The sequence below is a fragment of the Shewanella sp. NKUCC05_KAH genome, assembly GCF_019345585.1.
Lineage (GTDB): Bacteria > Pseudomonadota > Gammaproteobacteria > Enterobacterales > Shewanellaceae > Shewanella > Shewanella oncorhynchi.
On the sequence record NZ_JAHKQZ010000019.1, the window covers coordinates 77,725 to 101,463 of the forward strand.

General features: G+C 46.4%; 24 protein-coding genes. 10 read left to right on the forward strand and 14 right to left on the reverse strand.

Annotated elements, in window-relative coordinates:
• The first annotated feature begins 135 nt into the window (after positions 1 to 135).
• The 6 genes from KO533_RS16960 (at position 136) to KO533_RS16985 (ending at position 4,774) form a co-directional block, all read left to right on the forward strand.
• Positions 136 to 891 (forward strand): MotA/TolQ/ExbB proton channel family protein, encoded by a 756-nt coding sequence (locus KO533_RS16960; RefSeq protein ID WP_106649665.1) that lies wholly within the window; start codon positions 136 to 138, stop codon positions 889 to 891.
• Positions 888 to 1,325, forward strand: coding sequence for a biopolymer transporter ExbD (locus tag KO533_RS16965; RefSeq protein ID WP_106649664.1), 438 nt, complete (start codon positions 888 to 890; stop codon positions 1,323 to 1,325). The genes KO533_RS16960 and KO533_RS16965 overlap by 4 nt, the downstream gene beginning before the upstream one ends.
• Before the next feature lie 97 nt (positions 1,326 to 1,422).
• Positions 1,423 to 2,394 carry a hemin ABC transporter substrate-binding protein gene (locus KO533_RS16970; RefSeq protein ID WP_219255270.1) on the forward strand — a complete coding sequence of 324 codons (972 nt, stop codon included), beginning with the start codon at positions 1,423 to 1,425 and terminating at the stop codon, positions 2,392 to 2,394.
• Positions 2,395 to 2,459: 65 nt separating this feature from the next.
• Positions 2,460 to 3,476 carry an iron ABC transporter permease gene (locus KO533_RS16975; RefSeq protein ID WP_219255271.1) on the forward strand — a complete coding sequence of 339 codons (1,017 nt, stop codon included), beginning with the start codon at positions 2,460 to 2,462 and terminating at the stop codon, positions 3,474 to 3,476.
• A 10-nt stretch (positions 3,477 to 3,486) separates the two neighbouring features.
• Complete coding sequence (locus tag KO533_RS16980) at positions 3,487 to 4,326, forward strand: heme ABC transporter ATP-binding protein (protein WP_131523862.1); 840 nt, start codon at positions 3,487 to 3,489, stop codon at positions 4,324 to 4,326.
• A gap of 109 nt (positions 4,327 to 4,435) precedes the next feature.
• Complete coding sequence (locus KO533_RS16985) at positions 4,436 to 4,774, forward strand: DUF2956 domain-containing protein (RefSeq protein ID WP_131523863.1); 339 nt, start codon at positions 4,436 to 4,438, stop codon at positions 4,772 to 4,774.
• Positions 4,775 to 4,826: 52 nt separating this feature from the next.
• On the opposite strand, the gene KO533_RS16990 is transcribed toward KO533_RS16985, so the two are convergent.
• Both KO533_RS16990 and KO533_RS16995 read right to left on the reverse strand, forming a co-directional pair.
• Complete coding sequence (locus tag KO533_RS16990) at positions 4,827 to 5,216, reverse strand: hypothetical protein (protein WP_251073479.1); 390 nt, start codon at positions 5,214 to 5,216, stop codon at positions 4,827 to 4,829.
• Between the two features lie 743 nt (positions 5,217 to 5,959).
• On the reverse strand, positions 5,960 to 7,498 hold the full coding sequence (locus KO533_RS16995) for a leucyl aminopeptidase family protein (RefSeq protein WP_219255273.1): 1,539 nt from the start codon (positions 7,496 to 7,498) through the stop codon (positions 5,960 to 5,962).
• A gap of 219 nt (positions 7,499 to 7,717) precedes the next feature.
• Here KO533_RS16995 and KO533_RS17000 point away from each other — a divergent pair, with 219 nt between their 5' ends.
• From KO533_RS17000 to KO533_RS17010, 3 genes are all read left to right on the forward strand, one after another.
• The gene (locus KO533_RS17000) at positions 7,718 to 9,178 is read left to right on the forward strand and encodes an aminoacyl-histidine dipeptidase (protein ID WP_131523865.1); all 1,461 of its coding nucleotides are present in this window, start codon (positions 7,718 to 7,720) and stop codon (positions 9,176 to 9,178) included.
• A 244-nt stretch (positions 9,179 to 9,422) separates the two neighbouring features.
• Positions 9,423 to 9,977 (forward strand): cache domain-containing protein, encoded by a 555-nt coding sequence (locus KO533_RS17005; RefSeq protein ID WP_028761558.1) that lies wholly within the window; start codon positions 9,423 to 9,425, stop codon positions 9,975 to 9,977.
• Positions 9,978 to 10,072: 95 nt separating this feature from the next.
• On the forward strand, positions 10,073 to 11,719 hold the full coding sequence (locus KO533_RS17010; protein ID WP_168824980.1) for a methyl-accepting chemotaxis protein: 1,647 nt from the start codon (positions 10,073 to 10,075) through the stop codon (positions 11,717 to 11,719).
• Positions 11,720 to 11,872: 153 nt separating this feature from the next.
• Here KO533_RS17010 and KO533_RS17015 read toward each other — a convergent pair whose 3' ends face one another.
• On the reverse strand, positions 11,873 to 12,805 hold the full coding sequence (locus KO533_RS17015) for a DMT family transporter (RefSeq protein WP_219255275.1): 933 nt from the start codon (positions 12,803 to 12,805) through the stop codon (positions 11,873 to 11,875).
• A 92-nt stretch (positions 12,806 to 12,897) separates the two neighbouring features.
• Between KO533_RS17015 and KO533_RS17020 the strand changes: the two genes are divergently transcribed.
• On the forward strand, positions 12,898 to 13,797 hold the full coding sequence (locus KO533_RS17020) for a LysR family transcriptional regulator (protein WP_219255277.1): 900 nt from the start codon (positions 12,898 to 12,900) through the stop codon (positions 13,795 to 13,797).
• Between the two features lie 44 nt (positions 13,798 to 13,841).
• Here the strand turns inward: KO533_RS17020 and dinB are convergent, their stop codons facing one another.
• From dinB to KO533_RS17075, 11 genes are all read right to left on the reverse strand, one after another.
• Positions 13,842 to 14,918, reverse strand: coding sequence for a DNA polymerase IV (gene dinB, locus KO533_RS17025; RefSeq protein WP_219255278.1), 1,077 nt, complete (start codon positions 14,916 to 14,918; stop codon positions 13,842 to 13,844).
• 203 nt (positions 14,919 to 15,121) lie between these two features.
• Complete coding sequence (bfr, locus tag KO533_RS17030; protein WP_011918791.1) at positions 15,122 to 15,589, reverse strand: bacterioferritin; 468 nt, start codon at positions 15,587 to 15,589, stop codon at positions 15,122 to 15,124.
• A 9-nt stretch (positions 15,590 to 15,598) separates the two neighbouring features.
• Positions 15,599 to 16,072 carry a bacterioferritin gene (gene bfr / locus KO533_RS17035; RefSeq protein WP_006080475.1) on the reverse strand — a complete coding sequence of 158 codons (474 nt, stop codon included), beginning with the start codon at positions 16,070 to 16,072 and terminating at the stop codon, positions 15,599 to 15,601.
• Positions 16,073 to 16,325: 253 nt separating this feature from the next.
• Positions 16,326 to 16,550, reverse strand: coding sequence for a (Na+)-NQR maturation NqrM (gene nqrM / locus KO533_RS17040; protein ID WP_105250019.1), 225 nt, complete (start codon positions 16,548 to 16,550; stop codon positions 16,326 to 16,328).
• Positions 16,551 to 16,565: 15 nt separating this feature from the next.
• The gene (locus KO533_RS17045; protein WP_219255280.1) at positions 16,566 to 17,612 is read right to left on the reverse strand and encodes an FAD:protein FMN transferase; all 1,047 of its coding nucleotides are present in this window, start codon (positions 17,610 to 17,612) and stop codon (positions 16,566 to 16,568) included.
• Positions 17,613 to 17,710: 98 nt separating this feature from the next.
• A complete protein-coding gene (nqrF, locus tag KO533_RS17050) occupies positions 17,711 to 18,967 on the reverse strand; it encodes an NADH:ubiquinone reductase (Na(+)-transporting) subunit F (RefSeq protein ID WP_028761565.1) in 1,257 nt (418 codons plus the stop codon).
• Positions 18,968 to 19,013: 46 nt separating this feature from the next.
• On the reverse strand, positions 19,014 to 19,622 hold the full coding sequence (nqrE, locus tag KO533_RS17055; RefSeq protein ID WP_006080469.1) for an NADH:ubiquinone reductase (Na(+)-transporting) subunit E: 609 nt from the start codon (positions 19,620 to 19,622) through the stop codon (positions 19,014 to 19,016).
• Between the two features lie 5 nt (positions 19,623 to 19,627).
• Positions 19,628 to 20,260: an NADH:ubiquinone reductase (Na(+)-transporting) subunit D gene (locus KO533_RS17060; protein WP_006080467.1), complete on the reverse strand. Its 633-nt coding sequence runs from the start codon at positions 20,258 to 20,260 to the stop codon at positions 19,628 to 19,630.
• Positions 20,260 to 21,048, reverse strand: coding sequence for a Na(+)-translocating NADH-quinone reductase subunit C (locus tag KO533_RS17065; protein WP_028761566.1), 789 nt, complete (start codon positions 21,046 to 21,048; stop codon positions 20,260 to 20,262). Before KO533_RS17065 ends, KO533_RS17060 begins: the two co-directional genes overlap by 1 nt.
• A complete protein-coding gene (locus tag KO533_RS17070) occupies positions 21,041 to 22,240 on the reverse strand; it encodes an NADH:ubiquinone reductase (Na(+)-transporting) subunit B (protein WP_105250021.1) in 1,200 nt (399 codons plus the stop codon). The genes KO533_RS17065 and KO533_RS17070 overlap by 8 nt, the downstream gene beginning before the upstream one ends.
• Positions 22,240 to 23,574, reverse strand: a complete 1,335-nt coding sequence (locus KO533_RS17075; RefSeq protein ID WP_028761568.1) for a Na(+)-translocating NADH-quinone reductase subunit A — start codon at positions 23,572 to 23,574, stop codon at positions 22,240 to 22,242. Before KO533_RS17075 ends, KO533_RS17070 begins: the two co-directional genes overlap by 1 nt.
• Between the last annotated feature and the right edge of the window lie 165 nt (positions 23,575 to 23,739).

Below are 23,739 nucleotides of genomic sequence, written 5' to 3' on the forward strand. Positions count from 1 at the left end.
GGCCCAATGTTGCCACTGAAAAGTTAGCCCGTGGAGAGTTAGCTCGTAGGGAATTAGCCACCGCACAACTAGCCTGATTTTTGTTTTACTAACTTACATATAAAACTACTTTTTTCAATCGATTGGAGAGGCTTAATGCCCGTAACTGATTTTTCAACCCTACAGACTCAGCTTGGCGTGCTGACTTGGCCCTTGTTGTTATGTGCTTTTTTAGCTTTGATGATCTGCCTTGAACGTAGCGCCTTGTTTTTGCATCAAACTTTGCTGTCAATCTGGCCCAAAAAACAGGCCTGGGTAAAAGCATTGCGTCAATCAAGCTCAGCGGCAACCACTGAAAACGTCAGCGCGCTGCTAGCGCAAACCAGCGCACAGCAAGATTTACTCGCCCGTGGCGCGACCTTGCTACTCAAACAAGTCCACCAGCCAAAAGTGCTAAGGGAAGAATTACTCAGTCTGTGGCTCAATAAGCAACAACGCGACTTGCAAGCCGGACTCAAGGTTTTACAAGTGATTGGCATCATTAGTCCACTACTCGGTTTGCTCGGCACAGTATTGGGACTCATCGAAATGTTTGCCCAACTCGGGCAATCACAAGGCCCCGTCACTCCAGCACAACTCAGTGCTGGACTGGGCCTTGCGATGAACACCACAGCTGCCGGACTCATGATCGCCGTGCCCGCCATTACCGCCGCCCATCTTTTTGGGATCTGGGCTCAAGGCCAATGCCTGCGTGCTGGGCATGTGCTCAATCAACTCAATCTCTGGTTAGCGGGTATCGAAGATATTTCAATTGATGCCAATCATTACCATGCATTCACCCGAGTCAGTAAAACTAGCGTCGAGCAAAAATTGGCATCCAAGCCCCATTCTCAAATTGAGCCACAGACATGATAAGTGCAGATAAACCATTCTTATCGCAGGCTGGCATTGCTTCGCCTGAGCAACTTCCGAGCCTAGATTTAACCGCGTTAATCGACATTATTTTTATCGTGCTGGTGTTTTTACTGCTGACGGCAAATAGCCAATTATTAAGTTTGCCGGTAGATGTGCCACAAAGCCCAAGCTCGGCCATCACGGCAATCGACAACAAACAAACAATTGCCATCAATATCATGGCAACAGCGCCTTATTGGGCTATTGATGGCAAAGAGTTTGATGACTTAGCCACTTTTACCACTGCATTTACTGCACATTTTCAGACTATGCCGAAGGCGACGGTTGTCATTGCCGCCGACAAAGCCGCGCCAGTGGAACCTTTGATGCAACTGCTTGCACTGTTGCAGACGCAGTCCATCAGTCAGACACAAATTTTGATGGAGCACTAGCGTATCCGAACCCGCCATTTAAATGAGAAAGCAAAAGTCTGATATCAAAAAACGGCATCTAAGCCTGTCGCGAACAAGTTGTATTAGGAGTTTAACCATGTTGTTTCAAGCAACTAAAATACCAGTAAAAAAAGGTTCCAGAGTTCAGCGTTATCAACATAAGCGCACATATAAGACATTAAAAAATTTGATGTTTTTCACATCAGCACTTACGGCCTTACTATCCTCAAGCGTTTTTAGCGCTGAACTGAGTGCCGAGCCAGAGATAAGACTCGTGAGTGCGGGTACAGGAGTCACAGAGCTCGTGCTCGCCCTCGACGCAGGCAATGAGCTAGTCGCCATCGACTCCACCAGCTATGTGCCTGAAAGTTTGAGCCATGTGGCTAAGCTTGGTTATCACAGAATGCTCTCCGCCGAAGGCATTATTGCCCTCTCCCCAACGCTGGTTGTCGGTTCAGATGTGATGGGACCAGAAACCACACTAAAGGTATTAAAACAGGCGAATATCCAAGTTGTGCAATTACCCGCAACAAATGATGAACCACAACTGATGAACAATGTGGATACCTTAGGTCACTTACTCAATCGCCAAGAACATGCGGTTAAATTAAAACAAAATTTACATCAACAACTGCAAAGCTTAGCGGGTAAAAAACAACAAGTGCGCGATGCTGGCTCTCAGCCCAAAATTCTCTTCATGCTGTTACAAGAAGGCCGCGGTGCACGGGTTGGCGGTAAAGGCACAGCCGCAGATACTATTATCGAGCTGTCTGGGGCACAAAATATCGCCGAGTTTGATGGCTACAAAAGCATGTCTCAAGAAGGGATTCTATCCTTACAGCCCGACATTATTTTGCTGTCAAAGCGTAGCGATAAACCCACAGATCAAACCAATGCACAAATTGCCCAAGAACTGTTGAAAGAGATGCCACTACTCGCCCATACCCCAGCAGGTGAAAACGGCCATATTCAAACACTAGCACCGCAAGCCCTTCTCGGTGGTTTAGGCATCAGTGCCATAAGCGCCGCGGATACGCTCGCCAGCACATTGCTCAAGCAAAACCATTAACAGACGCAGCGATGAGCACAGTTAGCACTAATTAGCCCCAGATAAAAATAGAAAGGATATTTGAGATGTTCCTCAACCGCTGGCTCTGGCCGAGTCTAGTCACACTGTTAGCCCTCAGCGGCTTACTCTCGGTCAGCACTGGCCCCGTTAGCATCAGCTTTGTCGACGCCCTAAATGCAGTGTTCAATTGGGCTACCCAGCAAAATATCGGCAATATTGCGCCCCACGAGCAAATGGTAATCAACAATGTGCGCTTACCACGGACATTACTGGCGTTAGCAGTAGGCGCTACGCTCGCACAGTGCGGCGCGGTAATGCAGGGGCTTTTTCGCAATCCCTTAGCGGATCCCGGTATTATCGGAGTGTCATCCGGCGCTGCACTTGGCGCAGCCATCTGTATCGTGCTGTTACCCAACGCGAATCCGTTGATGATCCCCATCAGTGCGTTTGCATCGGGATTAGTGACCACCCTTATCGTCTACCGACTCGCCAGCAGCCCAACAGGTACATCGGTCGTATTATTACTTTTGTCGGGTGTTGCCATAGCTGCGCTGGCAGGCGCAGGAATAGGTGTTCTCACGTATCTTGCCAACGACATGGCGCTACGTGACTTAACCCTATGGCAAATGGGATCGATTGCAGGTGCGCAGTGGCTATATGTCAGTCTGTGTCTTGTGACCTTAGCGCTACTGAGTTGGCGATTTCACCAAGATGCGGCGGCACTCAATGCCTTGCTGCTTGGCGAATCCGAAGCACGCCACTTAGGGATAGATGTCGATAGGCTCAAACTTAGGCTTATTTTGCTTTGTGCCTTAGGTGTTGGCGTAAGTGTAGCTGCAACAGGAATTATCGGCTTTATCGGCCTCGTCGTGCCGCATTTAGTGCGCATGATGTTAGGGCCAGATCATCGCCAACTGCTGCCCATCAGCGCACTTTTAGGTGCAGCCCTATTGGCATTGGCCGATATCGGCGCGCGCGCTTTTTTACCGCCTGCCGAGTTACCCGTTGGACTCGTCACCGCGCTCATCGGTGCGCCTTTCTTCATCTTTTTACTACTGCAACAACGCAGTAAGCTAATCTAAGCGAGTTTTTATGGCTGCAACATCCTTTGCAAATCAACCAACACAATCGACAACTTATTCAGCCAAGGCGCAATTTGATCGCACCGAGCTCAGCATTTGTCAGCTCGATGTCAGCATCGGCCCAAAAACCGTGCTCAGTGATATTAATGTACAGTTTCAATCGGGTGCAGTAACCGCCCTACTCGGCCCAAATGGTGCGGGTAAATCCACCCTGCTTAAAGCCCTTTGCCAAGAAATCAGCACACCAAGGCAAAGTATACGGCTAGGCCATAGCCAGCTGGCGGATTGGCCTAGGAGAGAGCTGGCAAAATCCTTAGCTGTACTGCCGCAACACGCCAGCCTCACCTTTCCCTTCACTGTGTCAGAAGTCGTAGCAATGGGCCTATATCCCTTAACCATCAGTAAGATAGAAGGTGATGCGTTAGTTGCCGAGCAACTGGCGCAAGTGGGCTTAACCCATCTGGCTAAGCGCAGCTATCCAACCCTCTCTGGCGGCGAGAAACAGCGAGTCCAACTCGCCAGAGTCTTAACTCAACTCAGGCAATCGCCGTTTCCGCCCGTACTATTACTGGATGAACCAACATCAGCGTTGGATCTTGCCCAGCAGCACAGAGTACTTGAGTTAGCCCAAAACTTAGCTCACCAACAAGGCTACACTGTAATAGTGGTACTGCATGACTTGAACCAAGCCGCGCGCTATAGCGATCAATTAATTGTGTTAAAACAAGGGCGAATCGTCAGTGAAGGCACGCCATCCGATGCTCTGTCGGTTGATACCATTAGGGAAGTATGGGACTACGAGCCCGTATATATCCCCGCCCCACAGGGTGGACATCCACTGATTTTTTAATGGAAAGAAGATATTCATCTTACGTTTTTGAGGTCTAATGTGGGTATAATCGCTGCGTTTACACTTTTAGCTATCACCTTTTAGCCGCATTAATTTAGGCAGAGCCCAGATGAAACCCACTATCTCGACAGAAACTCAACAAGAAGCACTGGTCGCAGCCAAAGCCACCCAAAAGCCGGGCCAAACCAAAGAGCAAACTAAACTCATTGCCCAAGGGATAGAAAAAGGCATAGCTGAATATAAAAAGCTGCAAAAAGCCAAAGCTCGCGAACGGGATAAAGCACGTAAACAACAGTTGAGAGCAAAATCTCGCACAATTAATGACACTGATGAACTAGAGGATTCAGACGAGTTATTCGAATCTCAACGTCAGTTCACCATCGCGACTTGGATTGCCATAACGCTTTTACTATTAAGTTGGGTAGGGTTTGCCGCATATATCCTTTAAAATTTAAAGCTATGATTTATAAATAAAAATCAAGATATCCATATATCACTTGTTAGGCAATATCCTCTAATACCTTACACACATCATTAATTGAAAAAATATTACCGTTAAGGCTTGCTCGGTCTTTTGATATATTCAGAACGAGCCTAAATACGTTGTTCGCATCAGGATAACGGGCAAGCTTTAAAATGATGTCATCACCATTTTCTTCTGCAGACCGAAAATCCCAGCCCTTCCCTGATAAATCAAAAAGCACTTCCGCCGTTTCAGTATTGATTAACACTGGCGCATAAACCCAATGCGACATTCGCATCTCACTGGGGTTGATATCCAGTGTTAACTTACCATTTTGAAAAAACAACTTAGTGTCCATAAACAGTCCCTGAGTAACAAGTATCACAAGCGATAGGCCGATAGCTTGTATATTGAACCCCATATCCATTTATTGTCCATACCACATCACTTCTAACACGAACCGTTTACGCTCATTACATCAGGCAAAACCGTTAAATACTTAAGCGAAAAAAAGACAAAAAAAAGCCTGCTCAATGAGCAGGCAAAGACATATTTCAAGCGTCCCTTTCGGGGAAGTACATTACCGCGCTAGCGGGAAAAACCTGGCATATCCATGCAAAAACATCAATATGCTACTTGAGTCTAAACACGCCAAAAAAGGCGATACAAAGGTTGATGGATGATGGAAACTCAAACTTTAAGGAGGGTTAGGCCTTAAAGCTCATGGCGAATAAACCGCCACGCAAAACATCAGTGTTAAACCAAGTGTTTTGCCAATAAATATGGTTGTTGCCTGTATAAGACATAGTCAATACTCCTAAATTAGTTGTGATTAAGTACTCTAGTGAAGCTTGGCTCGGTTCCTTGGAACTAGAGATTCTCATATCCGTTGAGACGACTTGTCACTCAGGTCCTTGGAGAAAAATATCCATCCTGGATAGACTAGAGAGGAAAGGCGTAGTGCCTAATCCACGAAAGCAATTATATGGATTTGTAGTTTTATTACAACCTTTATTTGTATTTTTTTTGATTAAGGCTTTTTAATGTAATTAAATTACACAATTATAGTGGGGTTAATGGCGACCTGCTTCACAGAAAAACAGAAATAACCCTATAACTATATAATAAATAAGATATTACAGAATTATTTCTATTTGTTACCACAAATCGTTAGCGATTGATCAGATATTGATACAAGCCCACCAGCGGACTCGCTGTAGGTTTGCCGTAGAGCGGATCACCTTCTGTTGCACTGCCTGCAATATCTAAGTGTGTGTAAGCCAAGGGAATAGGGGCTGTTACACCATGGTCAAATAGCCCCGACGCTTTCAGTAAAAATGCCGCGGGATACTGATGTCCACGGGCGGTAATCGATGATGGCGCATTATTGGAAGATAATATTTCAGCAGCGCCTGACACATCGCGGATCTTAACGAAGTCTTCAGGGCGTAATGTAGACACTTCAAAGGGTTCACCCCATTGAGTCGCTTGCTGCTGTAAAGTGACAGCGCATTGCTGTGAACTCGCCACTGAGTTTTCCACCGCCGCGGGATAGCTGCCATAACAACGTACGACATGACCTGTGAGTGTTGCTACCGAAAACATCTCAGGCTTCACCGCCGACACGGCTTTGATGCGTAAATGGCTCAGTAAATCCGCCAGCACTAAGCGTCCTTCAGCATCCGTATTACCAATCCGCACTCGCACACCCGCATGGCTCGTAATAATTTCATCGGTCACGAAGGCTTCGCTGCCTATGCTGTTACGCACTAAACCTAACTCGGCAATCACTCGAATACCTTTAGGCTTGAGCATTGACAGAGTTTTAAATAAACCCGCCACGGCAGAAGCGCCGCCTTTATCACGACTCATGCCCGCCATAGCGCCGCCGACTTTCAGATCGGCGCCGCCGGTATCGTAAATCACGCCCTTACCCGCAAACAGGAAAGTGCGAGTCACTTGACCCTCTGGCAGATACTCTAGTTTCACCACGCGAGGCTGATGACGACCGACGGCAAAAGAAGAACGCGCCACAGCACTGAGCAGCGGATAATCACGCTCTAAAATATCTCTGTCTTCCACCACGGCGGTTTTGATCACGCTGCCCGCAAAGGATTGCAAACAATAGTCCGCAAAGGCTTTAGCCGACATGCGCTCAGGTTCAGTACCACACAAATCCCGCGCTAATACGCGGCCCGCTTCTAAGGCATTGAGCAAATTGCTGTTATGGGTTGATGAAGATAATAACCCTATGGCCTCAAATGCAGGCGTTAAGCCAGTCGCTTCACGCAGCTCTAAGGTTTGCCACAGTTCTTGACCGCAGGCTAATGCTGCGACTTCAGAGGCAAAACTAAAACGTGAGTCCTTCGATGGCACTACATATAACAACGGACGTTTTGCGCCTGCGTCTTTTGCAATGGCAATCGCCGCCCTTGCAGCATTGGCATATACACGCACATCAACATACTCGTCATGCACTTGGGTGACAGGCGCAATGATCAAACGCCCTCCCGCAAGCCCTGGGGCAAACAATAATGTAGGGCTCTTACCCACGCGCTTATCCACGTGGGCACCGTGCTGAGCCAATAAACCTATCTCATCAAAACCGATAGAATCCAGATCGGGCGTCACCACCACAACCGCATCCCAGCCTTCACCATCAAAAATGGCATTTTCTGCTTTTACATCAACGAAGTTAACTTGAAACATGACCCATCCTTTTTCATTATTGTGCCTGCATTATTCCCGCTCTATCGCTTAATTACCAATCTAAAAGTGCTACCGACACTCCCAGAAAAAATCGAACTGGAAACTTTGGCTGCCAGCTCACCAAAAGCCTGTGACGCTGAGATTATTTGGCTGCACAGAATGTGGTAGAATGGCCGCAAATTTGCCCTATACTCACAAGACCTTATGAGGGACACTCAAGTGACAGCCTTAAGTCAGTTATACCCGCAGCCATTATGGCAATGGTTCGAACAAATTTGCGCGATTCCCCATCCATCTAAGCATGAGCAAGCCTTAAGCCAGCACATTCAAGCGTGGGCTAAAAGCAAACAACTTGCCGTCGTTGAGGATGCCGTTGGCAACGTGATCATCCGTAAACCTGCGACGCCGGGTATGGAAGATCGTAAAATCGTGGTTATTCAAGCCCATATCGATATGGTGCCACAAAAAAATGCCGATAAAGTGCATGATTTTACTAAAGATCCTATCGAAGCTTATGTCGATGGCGATTGGGTTAAAGCCAAGGGTACAACCTTAGGTTCAGATAACGGTATTGGCATGGCATCGGCTTTAGCCATTTTAGGCTCTGATGATATCAAGCACGGCCCATTAGAAGTGCTGCTGACGATAGATGAAGAAGCGGGCATGACAGGCGCCTTCGGTTTACAGGCTGGCATGTTAGACGCAGACATTCTGATCAATACCGACTCAGAGCAAGAAGGTGAAATCTACATGGGCTGTGCCGGTGGTGTCGATGCTCAAATCACCCTGCCTATGGTGTGGCAAGCGTCTGAGCAAAGTTACTCAGCCTTTAGCCTGCACTTATCAGGCTTAAAAGGGGGTCACTCTGGGGTGAATATTCACTTAGGTCGTGGTAATGCCAACAAGCTATTAGCGCGTTTCCTCTTTGAAAACGCAGATGATTTAGCATTGGAGTTGACCCAATTTAGCGGCGGTTCACTGCGTAATGCGATCCCACGGGAAGCCAACATCAGCTTTATGTTGCCAGAAGAAAACGTCAGCGCCTTAAACGAAAAAGTCGCTGAGTTTGAAGCGCTTATCCGCACCGAACTCGCCATTGCCGATCCCGATATGCGTTTAGTGTTAAACACTATCCCAACGCCAAAACGTGTGATGAGCGAAAACAGCCAAAATACCCTGATCGATTTGCTGCATGTGTGCCCGAACGGCGTGATCCGCATGAGTGATGAAGTCGAAGGTGTGACTGAAACCTCGCTCAACGTTGGCGTTATCAGCACTAACGATGAAGAAGTCACTATCCTGTGCCTTATCCGCTCGCTGATCGATTCTGGCCGTACTCAAGTCGAAGGCATGTTAACTGCGCTGACCAACTTAGCCGGAGCCGATATCGATTTAAGCGGTGCTTACCCAGGCTGGAAGCCAGATAACAGCTCACCTGTAATGGCAATAGTGCGCGAAACCTATCAAGACATTTACCACAAAGAGCCAGTGATCATGGTGATCCATGCGGGTCTCGAGTGCGGCCTATTCAAGAAACCCTATCCAGACATGGACATGGTCTCGATTGGCCCCACCATTCGCTATCCACACGGTCCAGACGAAATGGTAAACATCACCACAGTCGGCCAATATTGGACATTATTATTAGCCGTACTCGAGCGCATTCCAGTCAAGGCTTAATGTTCTAACCTCACCCAAGCTCACTCAATTCAAGGCCACATCAGATCAAGTCAGATGTGGCCTTATTTTTTACCGCGGATTCTATTTGTTTAGAAATGCCATCGATAAAATTTTTATGAAAGAACTGAATAACTTGAATTTTCTACTATAGTTGTTCTGTCTGACCCTAACGTATTTTTGCTTATCGCGCTTTTAGAGATAACCGCTTTCCCCTTCAATACTGTGACCTTAAGGAATAGAGATCATGAAATTTGGTAAAATCTTGTCTGCCGCCGCACTACTGCTCAGCAGTAACCTCAGTTTCGCCGAAGAAGTCCCCAAAGCCGTTATCGACCTAGCCGATTCACTGATGCCATTAGGCAGAGAAGTGGTACTGGTGAATGCCGTTAAAGCGCAAAACGCCCAAGGCAAAAGCTTAGATTCAATCAAAACATTAGATGAGAAATGGATTGCCACCGCAGGTATTGATGACTTTATGTCATCCCTGATGAACAACGAAGCGGCCAAGTTTCTCACGACCTTCGAAGCCAGCAAACCTTACTACCAAGAAATTTTCCTCATGGACAATCAAGGCGCGAACGTCGCCATGATCAGTAAAACTTCAGATTATTGGCAGGGTGATGAGGATAAATGGCAAAAATCATTCGCCAATGGCAAAGGCGATAAACACATAGGTCCGGTCAAATTTGACGAGAGCTCCCAAGCCTATCTAGTACAAATTTCTATTCCAGTGATGGATGGCGATGCTGCAATTGGTGCTATCACGATTGGGATCAACCTAGATCAATTTGGACTCTAATTACCAGAGAACGCCAGTGATGGGCTGCATCCTCTTACCACAGAGGTTACTGCGGCTCTCACCTTTTCAGTGCATCAATCAAGGAGGGCGTGACTATGGAATGGTATAAAGATCTATCCGTTAATCAGAAACTGACTTATCCAAGTCTGCTACTCGCTGGCGTAGTCATCTTCGCCTCTTCAACTGGCATTTTAGGACTCAAAGCCTTAAATCACAGCGCGAATACACTCGCGCTTGAATACTTACCTAGCCAATCTGAACTACTACAAGCCGATAAAGAGCTTTATCAAGCTCAAGTGGCCGAGCGCAGCCTGATGTTTGTTAACGTGGGCACAGACTCTTACAACGACCTTTTAAAGCAGCACACTAATAGTATCTCTCTCGTTAAAGAACATATTGATAAGTTTGCCGATGTGACTACAAGTCCCATCGCTAAAGATAAGCTCAATGAATTGAATCGCAGTTTCGATACTTGGCGAGCGACAACCACAGAAATCAGTAATCAACGCACCCAAAATGGCCGTAACGGTAGAACGACGGCGATTGATCTTAGTTTCGGTCAAGCAGCAACGCAATTCGAGCAATTACACCAGAACATTAATCATTTAATCAATGATTTAAATAGTAATACTACCGCAGCGATAGCCCAAGTAGATGATGATGCCAATCATGGACAACAGATGCAGTTAATTGCCTTAGCCATCAGTCTCTTGATCTGCATACTCTTTATCGTTGCACTGCCTAAACTCATCAGCAAACCGCTGGCGGTTTTACTCGCAAAAATCCACGACATTACCGATGGTGATGGCGATTTGACCGAACGAGTCCACTTAACCTCTAAAGACGAGCTTGGTGATCTCGCCAAGGCATTCAATCATTTTCTCGATAACTTACATGGCATTATCTCGCAATTTAAACAGTCTACATCAGAACTCAACACCGCTGCCGAAGGTCTAGCCAAAACCAGCGCATCAGCAAAACATAACTTAATGGATCAACAAGCTGCAACCCACAGAATCGCCGATGCCAGCGATCATATTGCCGCATCAGTGCAAGAAGTATCAGTCAGTGCCAGTCATGCCGCCGATGCCGCTAAACAAGCCGACGTATTTACCGCCGACGGTCAGGCAAGAGTGAAAAAAACCATCAATGTGATTCGTGAACTTGCGGGAGATGTAGGCACGGCAGAAATGCAGATCAATAAACTCGAACAGGAAGGCCAACATATCGGCCGCGTGCTCGAGGTGATTCAAGCCATTGCCGAACAGACGAATCTATTAGCCCTTAACGCCGCAATTGAAGCGGCGCGAGCAGGCGAACAAGGACGCGGCTTTGCAGTGGTTGCCGATGAAGTGCGATCCCTCGCCTCTAAGACTCACCAATCAACCGAAGAAATTAAATTAATGATCGCCAATGTGCAAAATGGCACTCAAAGCGCTGTGGCAGCGATTAATATCGGTAATGAAAAGGCTATCTCAAGCGTAGAAGCCGCCAGTAATGCCGGTGAAGCCTTAGCGCATATTGCAGAAATGGTCAGCCAAATTAGTGAGATGAACAATCAAATCGCCCTCGCGGCTAAAGCGCAAACCACTATGGCCAACGAGAGTCATCAAAATATTCAACACATTGCCGAACAGTCGGAGGAAAGTCTAAGAACCACTGATGAAATCTACGCAGCAAGCGTACAACTCTCGTCAATGGCGAGTAATCTCACGGCGCTGGTCAGCCGCTTTAAACTGTAATTTGTTGAGAGTGAAAGCTTTTATATAAGTTACCTTTTGTAAATCAGTGATGTTTGAAAGGTCCCCTCAAACGAATAAGGGAGCATAAACCTGTCGCAGTGATTATCTGAATTCAGGTGCTCCCTTATATTTAAACAGCAAAGCTAGCACCGATTAGCAGCGCTTAACCACTAAGCCTCTTGCCGCGCGCAGGTTGACTAACATAGGTAACATCAACGCAAGGATCACTATCAGCATCCCTACCAACTGAATTTCCGTCACCGCCTGCCCCATGGCTAACGCCGTTAATGCTGCAAAAACGGGCACGAGATTAAAAAAGATCGATGCCTTAGCGGGGCCAAGCGCTTTAACGCCGTTAATCCAAAACAGATAACCGAGCACAGTGGCGAACAAACCTATGTAGAGCACGCTAGAAAAAGCCGTTGCCGACACTTCCATCAACTCCAGCCAAGGGTGAAACTCACCTCGGCCAAGCCCAACCACGGACATAGACACACTGGCAGCTATCATACTCAGCAAGGTAAATGGCAACACAGGCAACCAATGGCCGACCCGTTGCGAACAAATGGTATAACCACTCCACGCCAACATGCCGGCGGCAATCATCACATCACCTTGGTTAAAACTAAAGTTGAGCAACTGCTGCACACTACCGTTGGTGATCACTAGCAGTACGCCCGCCAATCCGCCCACTAAGCTAAACACTTGTTGTCTGCTGAGCCATTCACGCTGTAATAGCGCATTGACGATTGAAGTCACCAGCGGGCTGAGCGCCATAATCAAGGCACCATTGGCAGCAGAGGTATGCTGCAGGCCATTAAATAACGCCAGATTTAAGCCGCCCACACCAATCACACCCACTAACGCTATGACAATATATTGCGCCAAACTCAATTTGGGCCAAGCCTGACGAGTAAAAACGATATATAACGCTAGAGTCACAGCCGCAATGGTAAAACGCCAGAAGACGAGGGATTCTCCTGACATCTCCTCCAGCACTCGCTTAGCAATCGGAAACACACTGCCCCAGCTAAAAACGCAAATCAGTAGACAAACGAATGTCATGTAAGGTGTATGGGATTTCATATCGTCCTCTAGGGAGGTAATTGGGATTGAGCTTAGTTTATAAGTTTCATATATTATTAAAATACACAAGATTGAGAGCTTAAATTCCAAATATGAAACCTAATTATTCCTTAGACGATATGCGCTTATTTTGGGTAGTGGCACAGCAAGGGAGTTTTAAGCTCGCGGCGCAGCACTTAGGCATTCCACCTTCAACCTTAAGCCGTCGAATCAATCTGTTAGAACAATCCTTAGGTCTGCGTTTACTGCACAGAGACGCCCATAGAGTCAACCTTACCGCCACAGGTCAGCGGTATCTCGAACGCTGCGGCCCGCTGTTTATCGAGTTAAACCAGGTATCTGGTGAGTTGCATGCGGATAAACATCAAGCGGTTGGCAAATTGCGGATCTCGGCGCCCATCAATACAACCTATCGCTGGCTAGGTGAATCACTCAACGCCTTTCAACGGCATTATCCCAATATCGACATCGATTTAAGCCTGTCGAACATGAATATCGATGTCAGTGAAAACGCCATCGATATCGCCTTTCGAGTGGGCGAACCTAAAGATCCCGATTGGATTGCAAGGCCACTTACCACGATTAGCTTTGTACTTTGCACCAGCACATCGGCAACGCAGTGGCATGCGCTGCAATCCATTGAAGAGCTGGATCAGCATCCGGTTATCATCGCCAAGCCCACAAAAACGTGGCGTTTACAGCACAATAGCACAGGGCAAAATGTCGAGTTTGAACCAAGGGGGAATATCAAATTAGCCGTCGATGATATGGCGATTGCCTGTCAGGCCGTGGTGGCGGGGCTTGGGATTGGACTCATACCCATCAGCATGGCGAGTGAACAGATACGAAGTGGGAAACTCATTCAAATACTGCCCGAGTGGCAAGGTATTCCGCGTACCGCCTACTTGATGTATCGCGATCGAGACAACCTGCCCTTACGAGTCAGACTGTTAATTGATTTTATGTTGGCGAATCCACCCGAGGCTTATTGAGCCAATGCAGGCATGAGTCTGCGGCTTATCGACTCAATAAACGGCTAGAGTGCTAAATCCAGCTGAGTCTGGCCGTTTAAGCTTGTGGCGACGACAAGAGTAGAATCGGTAAGGCCGACCGAAATACCCAATAGACGAATGCCACGGCCTTCTTGCCTTTCCATAGCCTGTGCGAGTAGCTCATAGAACATTACAATCGAGACTTCATCGCTCCGGTGCTCAATTGTAGTCTGCTTGAAATCGTTAAACTTAAGTTTGACCACCTGTTTATGTATTTTGCGTTCCTTAGCACTGCGACTTAAACGCAACGACAGTTCTTGAATCAAACTCGGCATCACCTGCTGGCACTGCTCTAAGCTATAAATATCCTTTGCTAATGTGGTTTCAACCCCCACTGATTTGCGCTCTCTGTCGGCAGAAATCCCCCGTTCATCTATGCCTTGGGAACGCTCAATCAACACACCACCAAACTTACCGAATCGCGCTAAGAGCTCAGGTTTAGAATAAGCTTGCACATCACCACAGGTATTGAGCCCGAGCGAAGAGAGCTTTTCTGCGGTGACTTTACCAACACCGGGAATTTTACGCAGCGATAAGGTCTTAACAAACTCAGAAAGCGTCTCTGGCGTAATGACATATTGGCCGTTTGGCTTGTTCAGATCCGAGGCGACCTTAGCTAAAAATTTTACTGGGGCGATACCCGCCGATGCGGTTAAACCCGTTTCGGCTAAGATATCGCGACGAATCGCTTGGGCAATCAAGGTCGCTGAGCCCTTATATTGCTGGCACTCACTCACATCCAAATAAGCTTCATCTAAGGAAAGCGGCTCAATTAATTGGGTATAGCGAGAAAATATTTCACGAATTTGTAGCGACACTTCTTTGTAAACCTGCATCCGGCCTGGTACTAAAATCAGCTCAGGGCACAACTTAAAGGCATAAGCCGTTGCCATTGCTGAACGTACACCGAATTTACGTGCCTCGTAACTGCAAGTACTGATAACACCGCGACGGTCGCTACTGCCACCCACGGCTAAAGGCTTGCCACGGTACTCTGGAAAGTCGCGCATTTCCACTGCAGCAAAATAGCAGTCCATATCGATATGAATAATTTTTCGCACGTTGAATTCCTCCAACGCCAAAATACTGTATATAAAAACAGTAATCAAGTATTCCTGATAGATTTGGGGCCAATAAGATGTGGCCTAGCGCTGAAAAAGAGAACAAGACAAGTGTGAGGAACAACAGACATGCTTAATAACTGAGTTTCCTAGGCCATTACACTCAGTGGCCTAGGTATTTACTCAACCTAACAATCTAAGGCTCACATCTTAGTTTGCAGGTAGTTTTGCAATCCAACACGGTCGATAAGCCCAAGTTGTTTTTCGAGCCAATACATATGGTCAGACTCTGTATCGTCGAGTAATACTTCGAGAATTTCGCGGGTCTGGTAATCTTGCTTCTGCTCACACAGTGCAATCACTTTGCGCAAATCGTCCGCGACCTTGTATTCGTAGGCGAGATCATTACGTAGCATCTCTTCTACATCTTTACCTATGTTCAATGCCTCACGGGCGGCAACATTGGGTGTACCTTCAAGGAATAAAATGCGCTGCACTAATTTGGCTGCATGGGCTTTCTCATCATCTGACTCATGGGCGATACGCTCATAGAGTTCATTCAGGCCCCAATCTTCGTACATATGGGCATGGACAAAATACTGATCCATTGCCGAGAGTTCTCCCGTTAGGAGTCGATTTAACGCATCGATGACGTCTTTATCGCCTTTCATATCTTGCTCCTATTGGTCGCTAATTTGCGATTGTAGATAATTTTGAATACCGGTTAGCGTAATGAGCTCTTGCTGCGACTCGAGCCAATCTAAGTGCTCTTCTTCGTCTTCGAGAATATCTTCCAGCAGATCGCGGCTCACATAGTCCTGTTCGGCTTCACACAAGCTGATCGCATCACGCAGCAATGTAAGCTGCTCTTGCACCATGGCCAGATCGCAGTCGAGCATCTCTTGGCTATGTTCACCAATGCGAAGTTTTTCGAGTTGTTGCAGATTAGGCAGACCTTCCAAAAACAGCACTCGCTCGATGAGCTTATCGGCGTGCTTCATATCTTGGATGGATTTTTTGTATTCGACGTGGTTTAACTTCTCTAAGCCCCAATGTTTAAACATGCGGGCATGGAGGAAATATTGATTGATGGCGGTCAACTCACAGGTAAGCACCCGATTCAGTTGCCCAACCACTTTAGGATGACCTTTCATAAGTTACTATCCTTGGTAAGCGTGAAAAGATTGATCTAAATCAAGCTTCTAGCCTAGTACAATTTATCGACCAACTCAAATTATCTTTATATTTCACCCACTTAATGATGAAAAGCATTCTCATTCCTGCTTAGATTAACTTGCTATCCCACTCTAATCCCAAGGATAAATCTCAAATGATTAACCCATGTAAGAAAATACGAGGCAAAAAAATAGCCCCCTAAATTGGGGGCTATGATCGAATCAAGACTATTTAGATAATGCGGTCTTTCGTTAACTTCTCACGACGCGCTTCTTCAGCGGCCATACGACGTTTACGTTTGTCACAAGGGTCATCACAATCACACGCTTTCTCAATCCCTAGAACACCTAAACCGCCACAACTTCCTTCAACGGCTTTGCGCTTGATGAGATAACCAATCGACATGAGCAAAAAGAAGACTAACAAGATCACAAATGCCGCAATAAAAGAGGTCATGGTTTACTCCAAAAACTAAATAAGGAAAGGCTTGAAGGCGTCGCTGTAATAAACCTTAAATCCGTCGCCTTGCTTTTCGATTAGCATTATCGCCAAGTGTTCCTTCTTGGCAAGCTCCAATGATGCTTCTGTGCCCAAAACCATCATGGCCGTCGCAAAACCGTCGGCCGTCATACAATTTTGATGCAATACAGTCACGGATGCTAACTTATGATTTATCGGCAAACCAGTACGCGGATCGATTATATGCGTAAAACGTTGGCCGTCTTCTTCATAATAATTACGATAATCACCAGAGGTCGCCATCGCCATAGTACCAGGTGCAATAACCTGCTGTACGGCTTCAGAGCCATCATTGGTCGGTTGCTCTATAGCAATACGCCAAGAGCTTCCATCACCTTTGGCACCTTTGATACTCAGTTCGCCACCAATTTCAACTAAATACCCAGTCGCATGGTATTTATCAAGAATAGAAGCGATTTTATCAACCCCAAATCCCTTCGCGATTGATGATAAATCTACATATAAATGGGTGTTGTGCTTACTTAGACGATTGCCTTCAATGGAAAGTTCACTAATCCCTGTTTTGGCTTTAGCCGCATCAATATCAGCCTGTGTCGGAACTTTCGTTGGACGCTTATCAGGTCCAAAACCCCACAGATTAACTAAAGGACCTAAGGTAATATCAAGTGCCTTATCAGTCACTTGATATAAACGTATTCCCTCTTGCACCACTTTTATGGTATCCGGTGAGACTTCAACGCTTTGCTCCAATGGCAATTGGTTGAAACGGGATAATTCTGAATTAGGCCGATAGGTCGACATCTGGTCATTGACTAGCTCAAGGGCTAAATCAATTTCCGCTTGAAGTAACTGCGCCGTCGGCATCTGCTCATTCGGGACGACTTTAATGTGATAAGTCGTGCCCATAGTGCTGCCGGCCAACGAAATGACTTCGTTTTGCTTTGAACAGGCTGACACAAAAAAGGCCAGTCCCACGAGGACTAGCCAGTTAAATGAATGCTTTAGTGCTGAGGTATTGATCTTTAAGGTCTGAAACATAGTGACCTACTACTCTTATTTGGGCCCTTAAATGCAAAAGTTGCAGATGAAAGGTTAACCTCAACATCTGCAACTTTTCTATCTAGGACTAATGAACATTAGCCGCCGAAGTCATCCAACAGGATGTTTTCGTCTTCGACACCAAGATTTTTCAACATACCAATGACGGCAGCGTTCATCATTGGAGGTCCACACATGTAGAACTCACAATCTTCTGGAGCATCATGGTTTTTCAGATAGTTTTCATACAATACGTTATGAATAAAACCTGTGTAACCATCCCAGTTGTCCTCTGGTTGAGGATCTGAAAGTGCCACATGCCATACGAAGTTATCATTCTCAGCCGCTAGGCCGTCGAAATCTTCTACGTAGAACATTTCACGCTTAGAACGTGCACCGTACCAGAAGCTCATCTTACGTTTAGACTGAAGACGCTTCAGCTGGTCGAAGATATGTGAACGCATTGGCGCCATACCCGCACCACCGCCGATAAACACCATTTCTGCATCGGTATCTTTCGCGAAGAATTCACCGAATGGACCAGATATAGTGACTTTATCACCCGCTTTTAAGCTCCAAATGTAAGATGACATCTTACCGCAAGGCAGTGTCAAGTTACGTGGTGGAGGCGTAGCAATACGCACGTTCAGCATAATAATACCGAACTCTTCTGGGTAGTTAGCCATTGAGTATGCACGGATAGTTTCTTCATCAACCTTAGATTCAAGATTGAAGAAACCGAAGTGTTCCCAGTCGCCACGGTATTGTGCAGGTACATCAAAATCTGCATATTTAATATGATGAGCTGGTGCTTCGATTTGAATATAACCGCCAGCACGGAATGGTACAGACTCGCCATCAGGAATTTGCAGCTTCAGTTCTTTAATGAAAGTGGCTTTGTTATCGTTAGAGATAACTTCACATTCCCATTTCTTGATACCGAAGATTTCTTCGTCAAGCTCGATTTCCATATCGTTCTTAACGTTAACCTGACAAGAAAGACGACAACCTTTACGGGCATCACCTTTGCTGATGTGGTCAAGTTCCGTTGGTAGAATATCGCCGCCGCCAGACTTAATCACCACGCGACATTGGCCACATGAGCCACCGCCACCACACGCACTCGATACGAAGATACCGCTGTTAGCCAAAACGCCTAACAACTTACCGCCCGCACCGGTTGTAATCGCTTTTTCAGGATCGTCATTAATGCCGATCGTGATGTCACCACTAGCCACTAACTTAGACTTAGCGAATAAAATCACTAATACTAAGATGAGGACGATAGCAGTAAACATACTCACACCGAGGTAAACCTCGAGCGGAGTAGATTTAAAAATACCAAGAATATCCATTAACTTATCCTTAGAAGGTCCAATTCAAGAAGCCGTTATGTGTCTCTTACAGAGACACACCTGAAAACGACATGAAACCTAAGGCCATCAAACCAGCGGTGATAAAGGTAATCCCTAAACCACGTAGGCCGTTAGGCACGTCGGCATACTTCAGCTTCTCACGGATACCGGCCATCAATACGATAGCTAATGCCCAACCCACTCCTGAGCCGAAACCAAACACCACACTCTCGCCCAGCTTGTAGTCACGCTCAACCATGAATGATACCGCACCGAAAATCGCGCAGTTCACTGTGATCAAAGGTAAGAAAATACCTAATGCGTTGTACAAAGGTGGAAAGTACTTGTCCAGTGCCATTTCCAGAATTTGAACCAAAGCCGCAATCACACCGATAAAGGTAATGAATTTCAAGAAGCTTAAGTCAGCTTCAGGTGCGCCAGCCCAAGCAAGTGCACCAGGAGCTAGCAGCCCTTGATAGATAACTTGGTTTGCTGGGACAGAGATAGTTAACACTACAACTACCGCAATCCCTAGGCCCATGGCTGTAGTGACTTTCTTAGACACAGCCAAGAAAGTACACATACCTAGGAAGAAGGCCAGTGCCATGTTTTCAATGAAAACAGAGCGAATTAACAGGCTAATATAATGTTCCATCGCACTTACCCTTTTGCTTCAACTTGCTCTGGCTTATAGGTACGAATAATCCAAATCAAAACACCGATCAGGAAGAACGCACTCGGAGGCAGTAGTAGCAGACCGTTTGGTTGGTACCAGCCGCCATCAGAGATCTTGTGCAGGATTTCAACACCGAACAGAGAACCGTTACCAAACAGTTCACGTACGAAGCCAACAGCTAACAGAATTGCACCGTAACCTAAACCGTTACCGATACCATCCATAAAGCTCATCATTGGCGGTGTTTTCATCGCGTAAGCTTCGGCACGACCCATTACGATACAATTCGTAATAATCAGACCGACGAATACCGACAGCTGCTTAGAGATCTGATAAGCATAAGCCTGCAGCAATTGGTCAACCACGATTACCAAAGAGGCAATAATGGTCATCTGTACGATAATACGCACACTGCTTGGAATATGATTACGGATCATTGAGATAAACAGGTTCGAAAACGCAGTTACCGCAGTTAACGCCAACGCCATTACCAGTGCAGTTTCGAGCTTACTCGTTACCGCTAATGCACTACATACACCAAGTACTTGTAAAGCAATCGGGTTGTTGTTGACTATAGGTCCGGTCAGAACCTGTTTCAGTTCTTTAGCGTCAGACATTAGTTGAGACCTCCATTGCGTGCTTTTTCAATGAAACTCGCAAAACCTTCTTTACCCAACCAGAATGTCAGTGAATGTTGTACACCGTTACTCGTTAAGGTTGCGCCAGATAATGCATCTACACCGTACTCAGTGCTAGCAACAGTTGGGTTTTTCGTTACGCTGATAGCGAGTTTACCTTGCTCATCAAATAACTTTTTGCCATGCCATTTCGCTTTCCACTGAGCATTTTGCACTTCGCCACCTAAGCCCGGCGTTTCGCCGTGCTCGTAGTAGACTAAGCTTTGCACTGTGTTTAGGTCAGCATCCATAGCAAGGAAGGCATACATAGTAGACCATAGGCCATAACCATGGATTGGCAGAATGACACTGGTTAATTTACCTTGGCCGTCACGAACAAGATAAACTACAGCCTTATCAGCAACACGTTTCACTGAAGCGATGTCATTCTCAGGTACAAATGAGGTTTTCACATCACGAGACGCTTTACGTTGATCATAAGTGTCAGCATCAACACCCTCAACCCAAGCACCCGTTTTCAAATCGACCAGTTTAGCTTCGATGTGTTTGCCGTATGTATCCAGAATTTGCGCTTTGGTCACTTTGCCAGCTTTAGTATCGATAAGACCAGCGGCTTCCAGAATGTACTTTTGCTTATCAAGCAGTTTATTTTCTGCTTGAGTCGGTCTCAGTAACACTGCTGCAGTAGACACAAATATCGCACAAATTAGACACAGGCCAACGACGATAAATAAGGTTCTGCCGAACGAATCTTTATTACTAGCCACGGGCAATCCTCCGCTTGATATTTGCCTGAACCACGAAGTGGTCGAACAATGGCGCGAACAAGTTAGCAAACAAAATTGCCAACATCATGCCTTCAGGGAATGCAGGGTTAATCACGCGGATAAACACAGCCATTGCACCGATCAAGATACCGTATGCCCATTTAGCTTGGTTAGTAAATGACGCTGACACTGGGTCTGTCGCCATGAACATCATGCCAAACGCAAAACCACCTAACACTAAGTGCCAGTACCAAGGCATTGCAAACATTGGATTAGTGTCACTACCGACAACGTTAAGCAGCGTAGAAATGGCAATCATGCCCACCATTACACCGCCAACGATACGCCATGAAGCGATACGCGTGTAGATGATGACCAAACCACCTAACAGAATCGCTAATGTAGACACTTCACCCACTGAACCTGGAATGAAACCGAAGAACGCATCCCACCAGTTTTGGTTAATTGCGTAATCTAAAGTGCCAGACGCCGCTTGGCTCAGTGCAGTTGCACCTGAGTAACCGTCAGCCACAACCCATGAGGTATCACCTGACATATTCAACGGATAAGCGAAGAACAAGAAGGCACGACCCGCTAGTGCTGGGTTTAAGAAGTTACGCCCTGTACCACCGAACACTTCTTTCGCCACGACCACACCGAAGGTGATACCCAGCGCCACCATCCATAATGGGATAGTTGCTGGCAGCGTTAAAGCAAACAGGATAGAGGTAACGAAGAAACCTTCGTTGACTTCATGACCACGGATAGAGGCGAACAGCACTTCCCAGATACCACCGACGGCAAAGGTCACCGCGTAGATAGGTAGGAAGAAACAGGCGCCATACCACATCAGCGCAGGCCAGCCAGAGTTTGCCGTAAGTTCGGTACCGAACATGCTGAACAAGCTCACTTGCCATACGTCAGGGGTAGCAAAACCAGCCACTAAAGCTAATTGAGCTTGTAAACCTACGTTGTACATACCCACGAACATCGCGGGGAAAGCACAAGCCCAAACCGTAATCATCATACGTTTTAGGTCGAGGTTATCGCGAACGTGGGTTTTGCCCTTGTTCACTTTACCTGGGGTATAAAAAATTGTGTATGCCGCTTCGAATAGGGCATAAAACTTTTCGTATTTACCGCCTTTTTCAAAGTCGGGTTCAATACGTTCGAAAAAATCTTTCAAGCTCATTAGCCTTCCCTCTCGATCGTATCTAGACAGTCACGCAGATATGAACCGTAGTCATACTTGCCTGGACATACGAACGTACACAGTGCGAGATCTTCTTCATCTAACTCTAACGCGCCTAACGTAGCAGCACCGTCAAAGTCACCTGAAATCAAGTCACGCAACAACATAGTAGGAAGAATGTCCAATGGCATTACACGCTCATAGTTACCAATTGGCACCATAGCGCGGTCTGAACCACCTGTACTGGTCGTCATGCTGAACAGACGAGAAGGAGCAAGATGTCCTAAGAATGCACGAGTGATAGAATATTTGTCTGAGCCTGGTAATACCCAGCCTAAAAATTCTTTCTCTGTACCTTCTTCTAACAGACTTACTTGAACATGGTAACGACCTAAATACCCTTGTGGGCCAACGGCTGTACGACCATTCAGAACAGAGCCTGAAATCAGACGAACATTGCCATCTAAGGCTTCACCTGCGGTTAATTCAGTCATGCTCGCGCCCACAACAGTGCGTACGAGTCTTGGCTTAGCCGCTTTAGGGCCTGCGATCGCAATAACACGTTCGGTATTGAGTTCACCCGTCGTAAATAGCTGACCAATTGCTATTACATCTTGGTAACCAATATGCCAAACGGTACGTTTTGCAGAGGCAGACAATAAGAAGTGAATGTGAGTACCGACTAATCCTGCAGGGTGCACACCGGCAAATTCTTCAACTTGGGCGTTTGCGGCAGGAATATCAGCGCCAGGCGCTTTACAAAGGTAAACTTTACCGTCAGTAAGTCTTGCTAAGACCTTAAGACCATTAGCAAAATCTTCTTTATGCTCACGGATCACCACAACGGGATCAGCGGCAAGAGGTTGAGTATCTATTGCGGTTACAAAAATACCAGCAGCAGAAGAGTCTACAGCAGGAACTTTGCTAAAAGGACGAGTACGCAAAGCAGTCCATAAACCTGATTCAATCAGATTGTCACGGACTAACTGCGAGTCGAGCGTATCGAGTGCAGTGGCATCATATTTAGCAAAGGCAACGCTGTCGTTTCCTTCCACTTCAATGACAACAGACTGCAGAACACGCTGGGCGCCCCGGTTAATGTCTAATATAGTACCACTGGCTAAAGCCGTATATTTAACGCCTAAATTCTTCTTATCTTCAAAAAGAACTTGGCCTTTTTGTACTTTATCGCCCACTTTGATCTTCATCGTTGGACGTAAGCCAATATACTCTTCACCCAAAGTAGCTACATGTTTAATGGCTGGGCCATTATGGATAACTTGCTCTGGTCCGCCTGCTATAGGCAGTTCCAATCCTTTCTTAATTGTAATCATATCCACAAGCACTACGTTTGAAGGAAAGACAATGCGCCGCGTTCCTGCTAAATACTTAGGTTTTAAACAAAACCTACTGCATTGAGCTAGCGCAGATTTATCACAGAAATGCGATCGCAATCACGCTGGTCGCGCGCATTTTACCCCAATTGACTTGGCATCGCC

Bases quoted from the DNA above. Each gene is read 5' to 3' on its own strand.
- KO533_RS17010 (WP_168824980.1), top strand. From the start codon at position 10,073: ATGGAATGGTATAAAGATCTATCCGTTAATCAGAAACTGACTTATCCA.
- KO533_RS16965 (WP_106649664.1), top strand. From the start codon at position 888: ATGATAAGTGCAGATAAACCATTCTTATCGCAGGCTGGCATTGCTTCG.
- bfr (WP_011918791.1), bottom strand. From the start codon at position 15,589: ATGAAAGGCGATAAAGACGTCATCGATGCGTTAAATCGACTCCTAACG.
- KO533_RS17045 (WP_219255280.1), bottom strand. From the start codon at position 17,612: ATGTTTCAGACCTTAAAGATCAATACCTCAGCACTAAAGCATTCATTT.
- KO533_RS17015 (WP_219255275.1), bottom strand. From the start codon at position 12,805: ATGAAATCCCATACACCTTACATGACATTCGTTTGTCTACTGATTTGC.
- KO533_RS17060 (WP_006080467.1), bottom strand. From the start codon at position 20,260: ATGTCTGACGCTAAAGAACTGAAACAGGTTCTGACCGGACCTATAGTC.
- nqrF (WP_028761565.1), bottom strand. From the start codon at position 18,967: ATGGATATTCTTGGTATTTTTAAATCTACTCCGCTCGAGGTTTACCTC.
- KO533_RS16995 (WP_219255273.1), bottom strand. From the start codon at position 7,498: ATGTTTCAAGTTAACTTCGTTGATGTAAAAGCAGAAAATGCCATTTTT.
- KO533_RS16990 (WP_251073479.1), bottom strand. From the start codon at position 5,216: ATGGATATGGGGTTCAATATACAAGCTATCGGCCTATCGCTTGTGATA.
- KO533_RS17070 (WP_105250021.1), bottom strand. From the start codon at position 22,240: ATGAGCTTGAAAGATTTTTTCGAACGTATTGAACCCGACTTTGAAAAA.
- KO533_RS17005 (WP_028761558.1), top strand. From the start codon at position 9,423: ATGAAATTTGGTAAAATCTTGTCTGCCGCCGCACTACTGCTCAGCAGT.
- KO533_RS16960 (WP_106649665.1), top strand. From the start codon at position 136: ATGCCCGTAACTGATTTTTCAACCCTACAGACTCAGCTTGGCGTGCTG.
- KO533_RS16980 (WP_131523862.1), top strand. From the start codon at position 3,487: ATGGCTGCAACATCCTTTGCAAATCAACCAACACAATCGACAACTTAT.
- bfr (WP_006080475.1), bottom strand. From the start codon at position 16,072: ATGAAAGGTCATCCTAAAGTGGTTGGGCAACTGAATCGGGTGCTTACC.
- nqrM (WP_105250019.1), bottom strand. From the start codon at position 16,550: ATGACCTCTTTTATTGCGGCATTTGTGATCTTGTTAGTCTTCTTTTTG.
- KO533_RS16985 (WP_131523863.1), top strand. From the start codon at position 4,436: ATGAAACCCACTATCTCGACAGAAACTCAACAAGAAGCACTGGTCGCA.
- KO533_RS16975 (WP_219255271.1), top strand. From the start codon at position 2,460: ATGTTCCTCAACCGCTGGCTCTGGCCGAGTCTAGTCACACTGTTAGCC.
- nqrE (WP_006080469.1), bottom strand. From the start codon at position 19,622: ATGGAACATTATATTAGCCTGTTAATTCGCTCTGTTTTCATTGAAAAC.
- KO533_RS16970 (WP_219255270.1), top strand. From the start codon at position 1,423: ATGTTGTTTCAAGCAACTAAAATACCAGTAAAAAAAGGTTCCAGAGTT.
- KO533_RS17020 (WP_219255277.1), top strand. From the start codon at position 12,898: ATGAAACCTAATTATTCCTTAGACGATATGCGCTTATTTTGGGTAGTG.
- KO533_RS17075 (WP_028761568.1), bottom strand. From the start codon at position 23,574: ATGATTACAATTAAGAAAGGATTGGAACTGCCTATAGCAGGCGGACCA.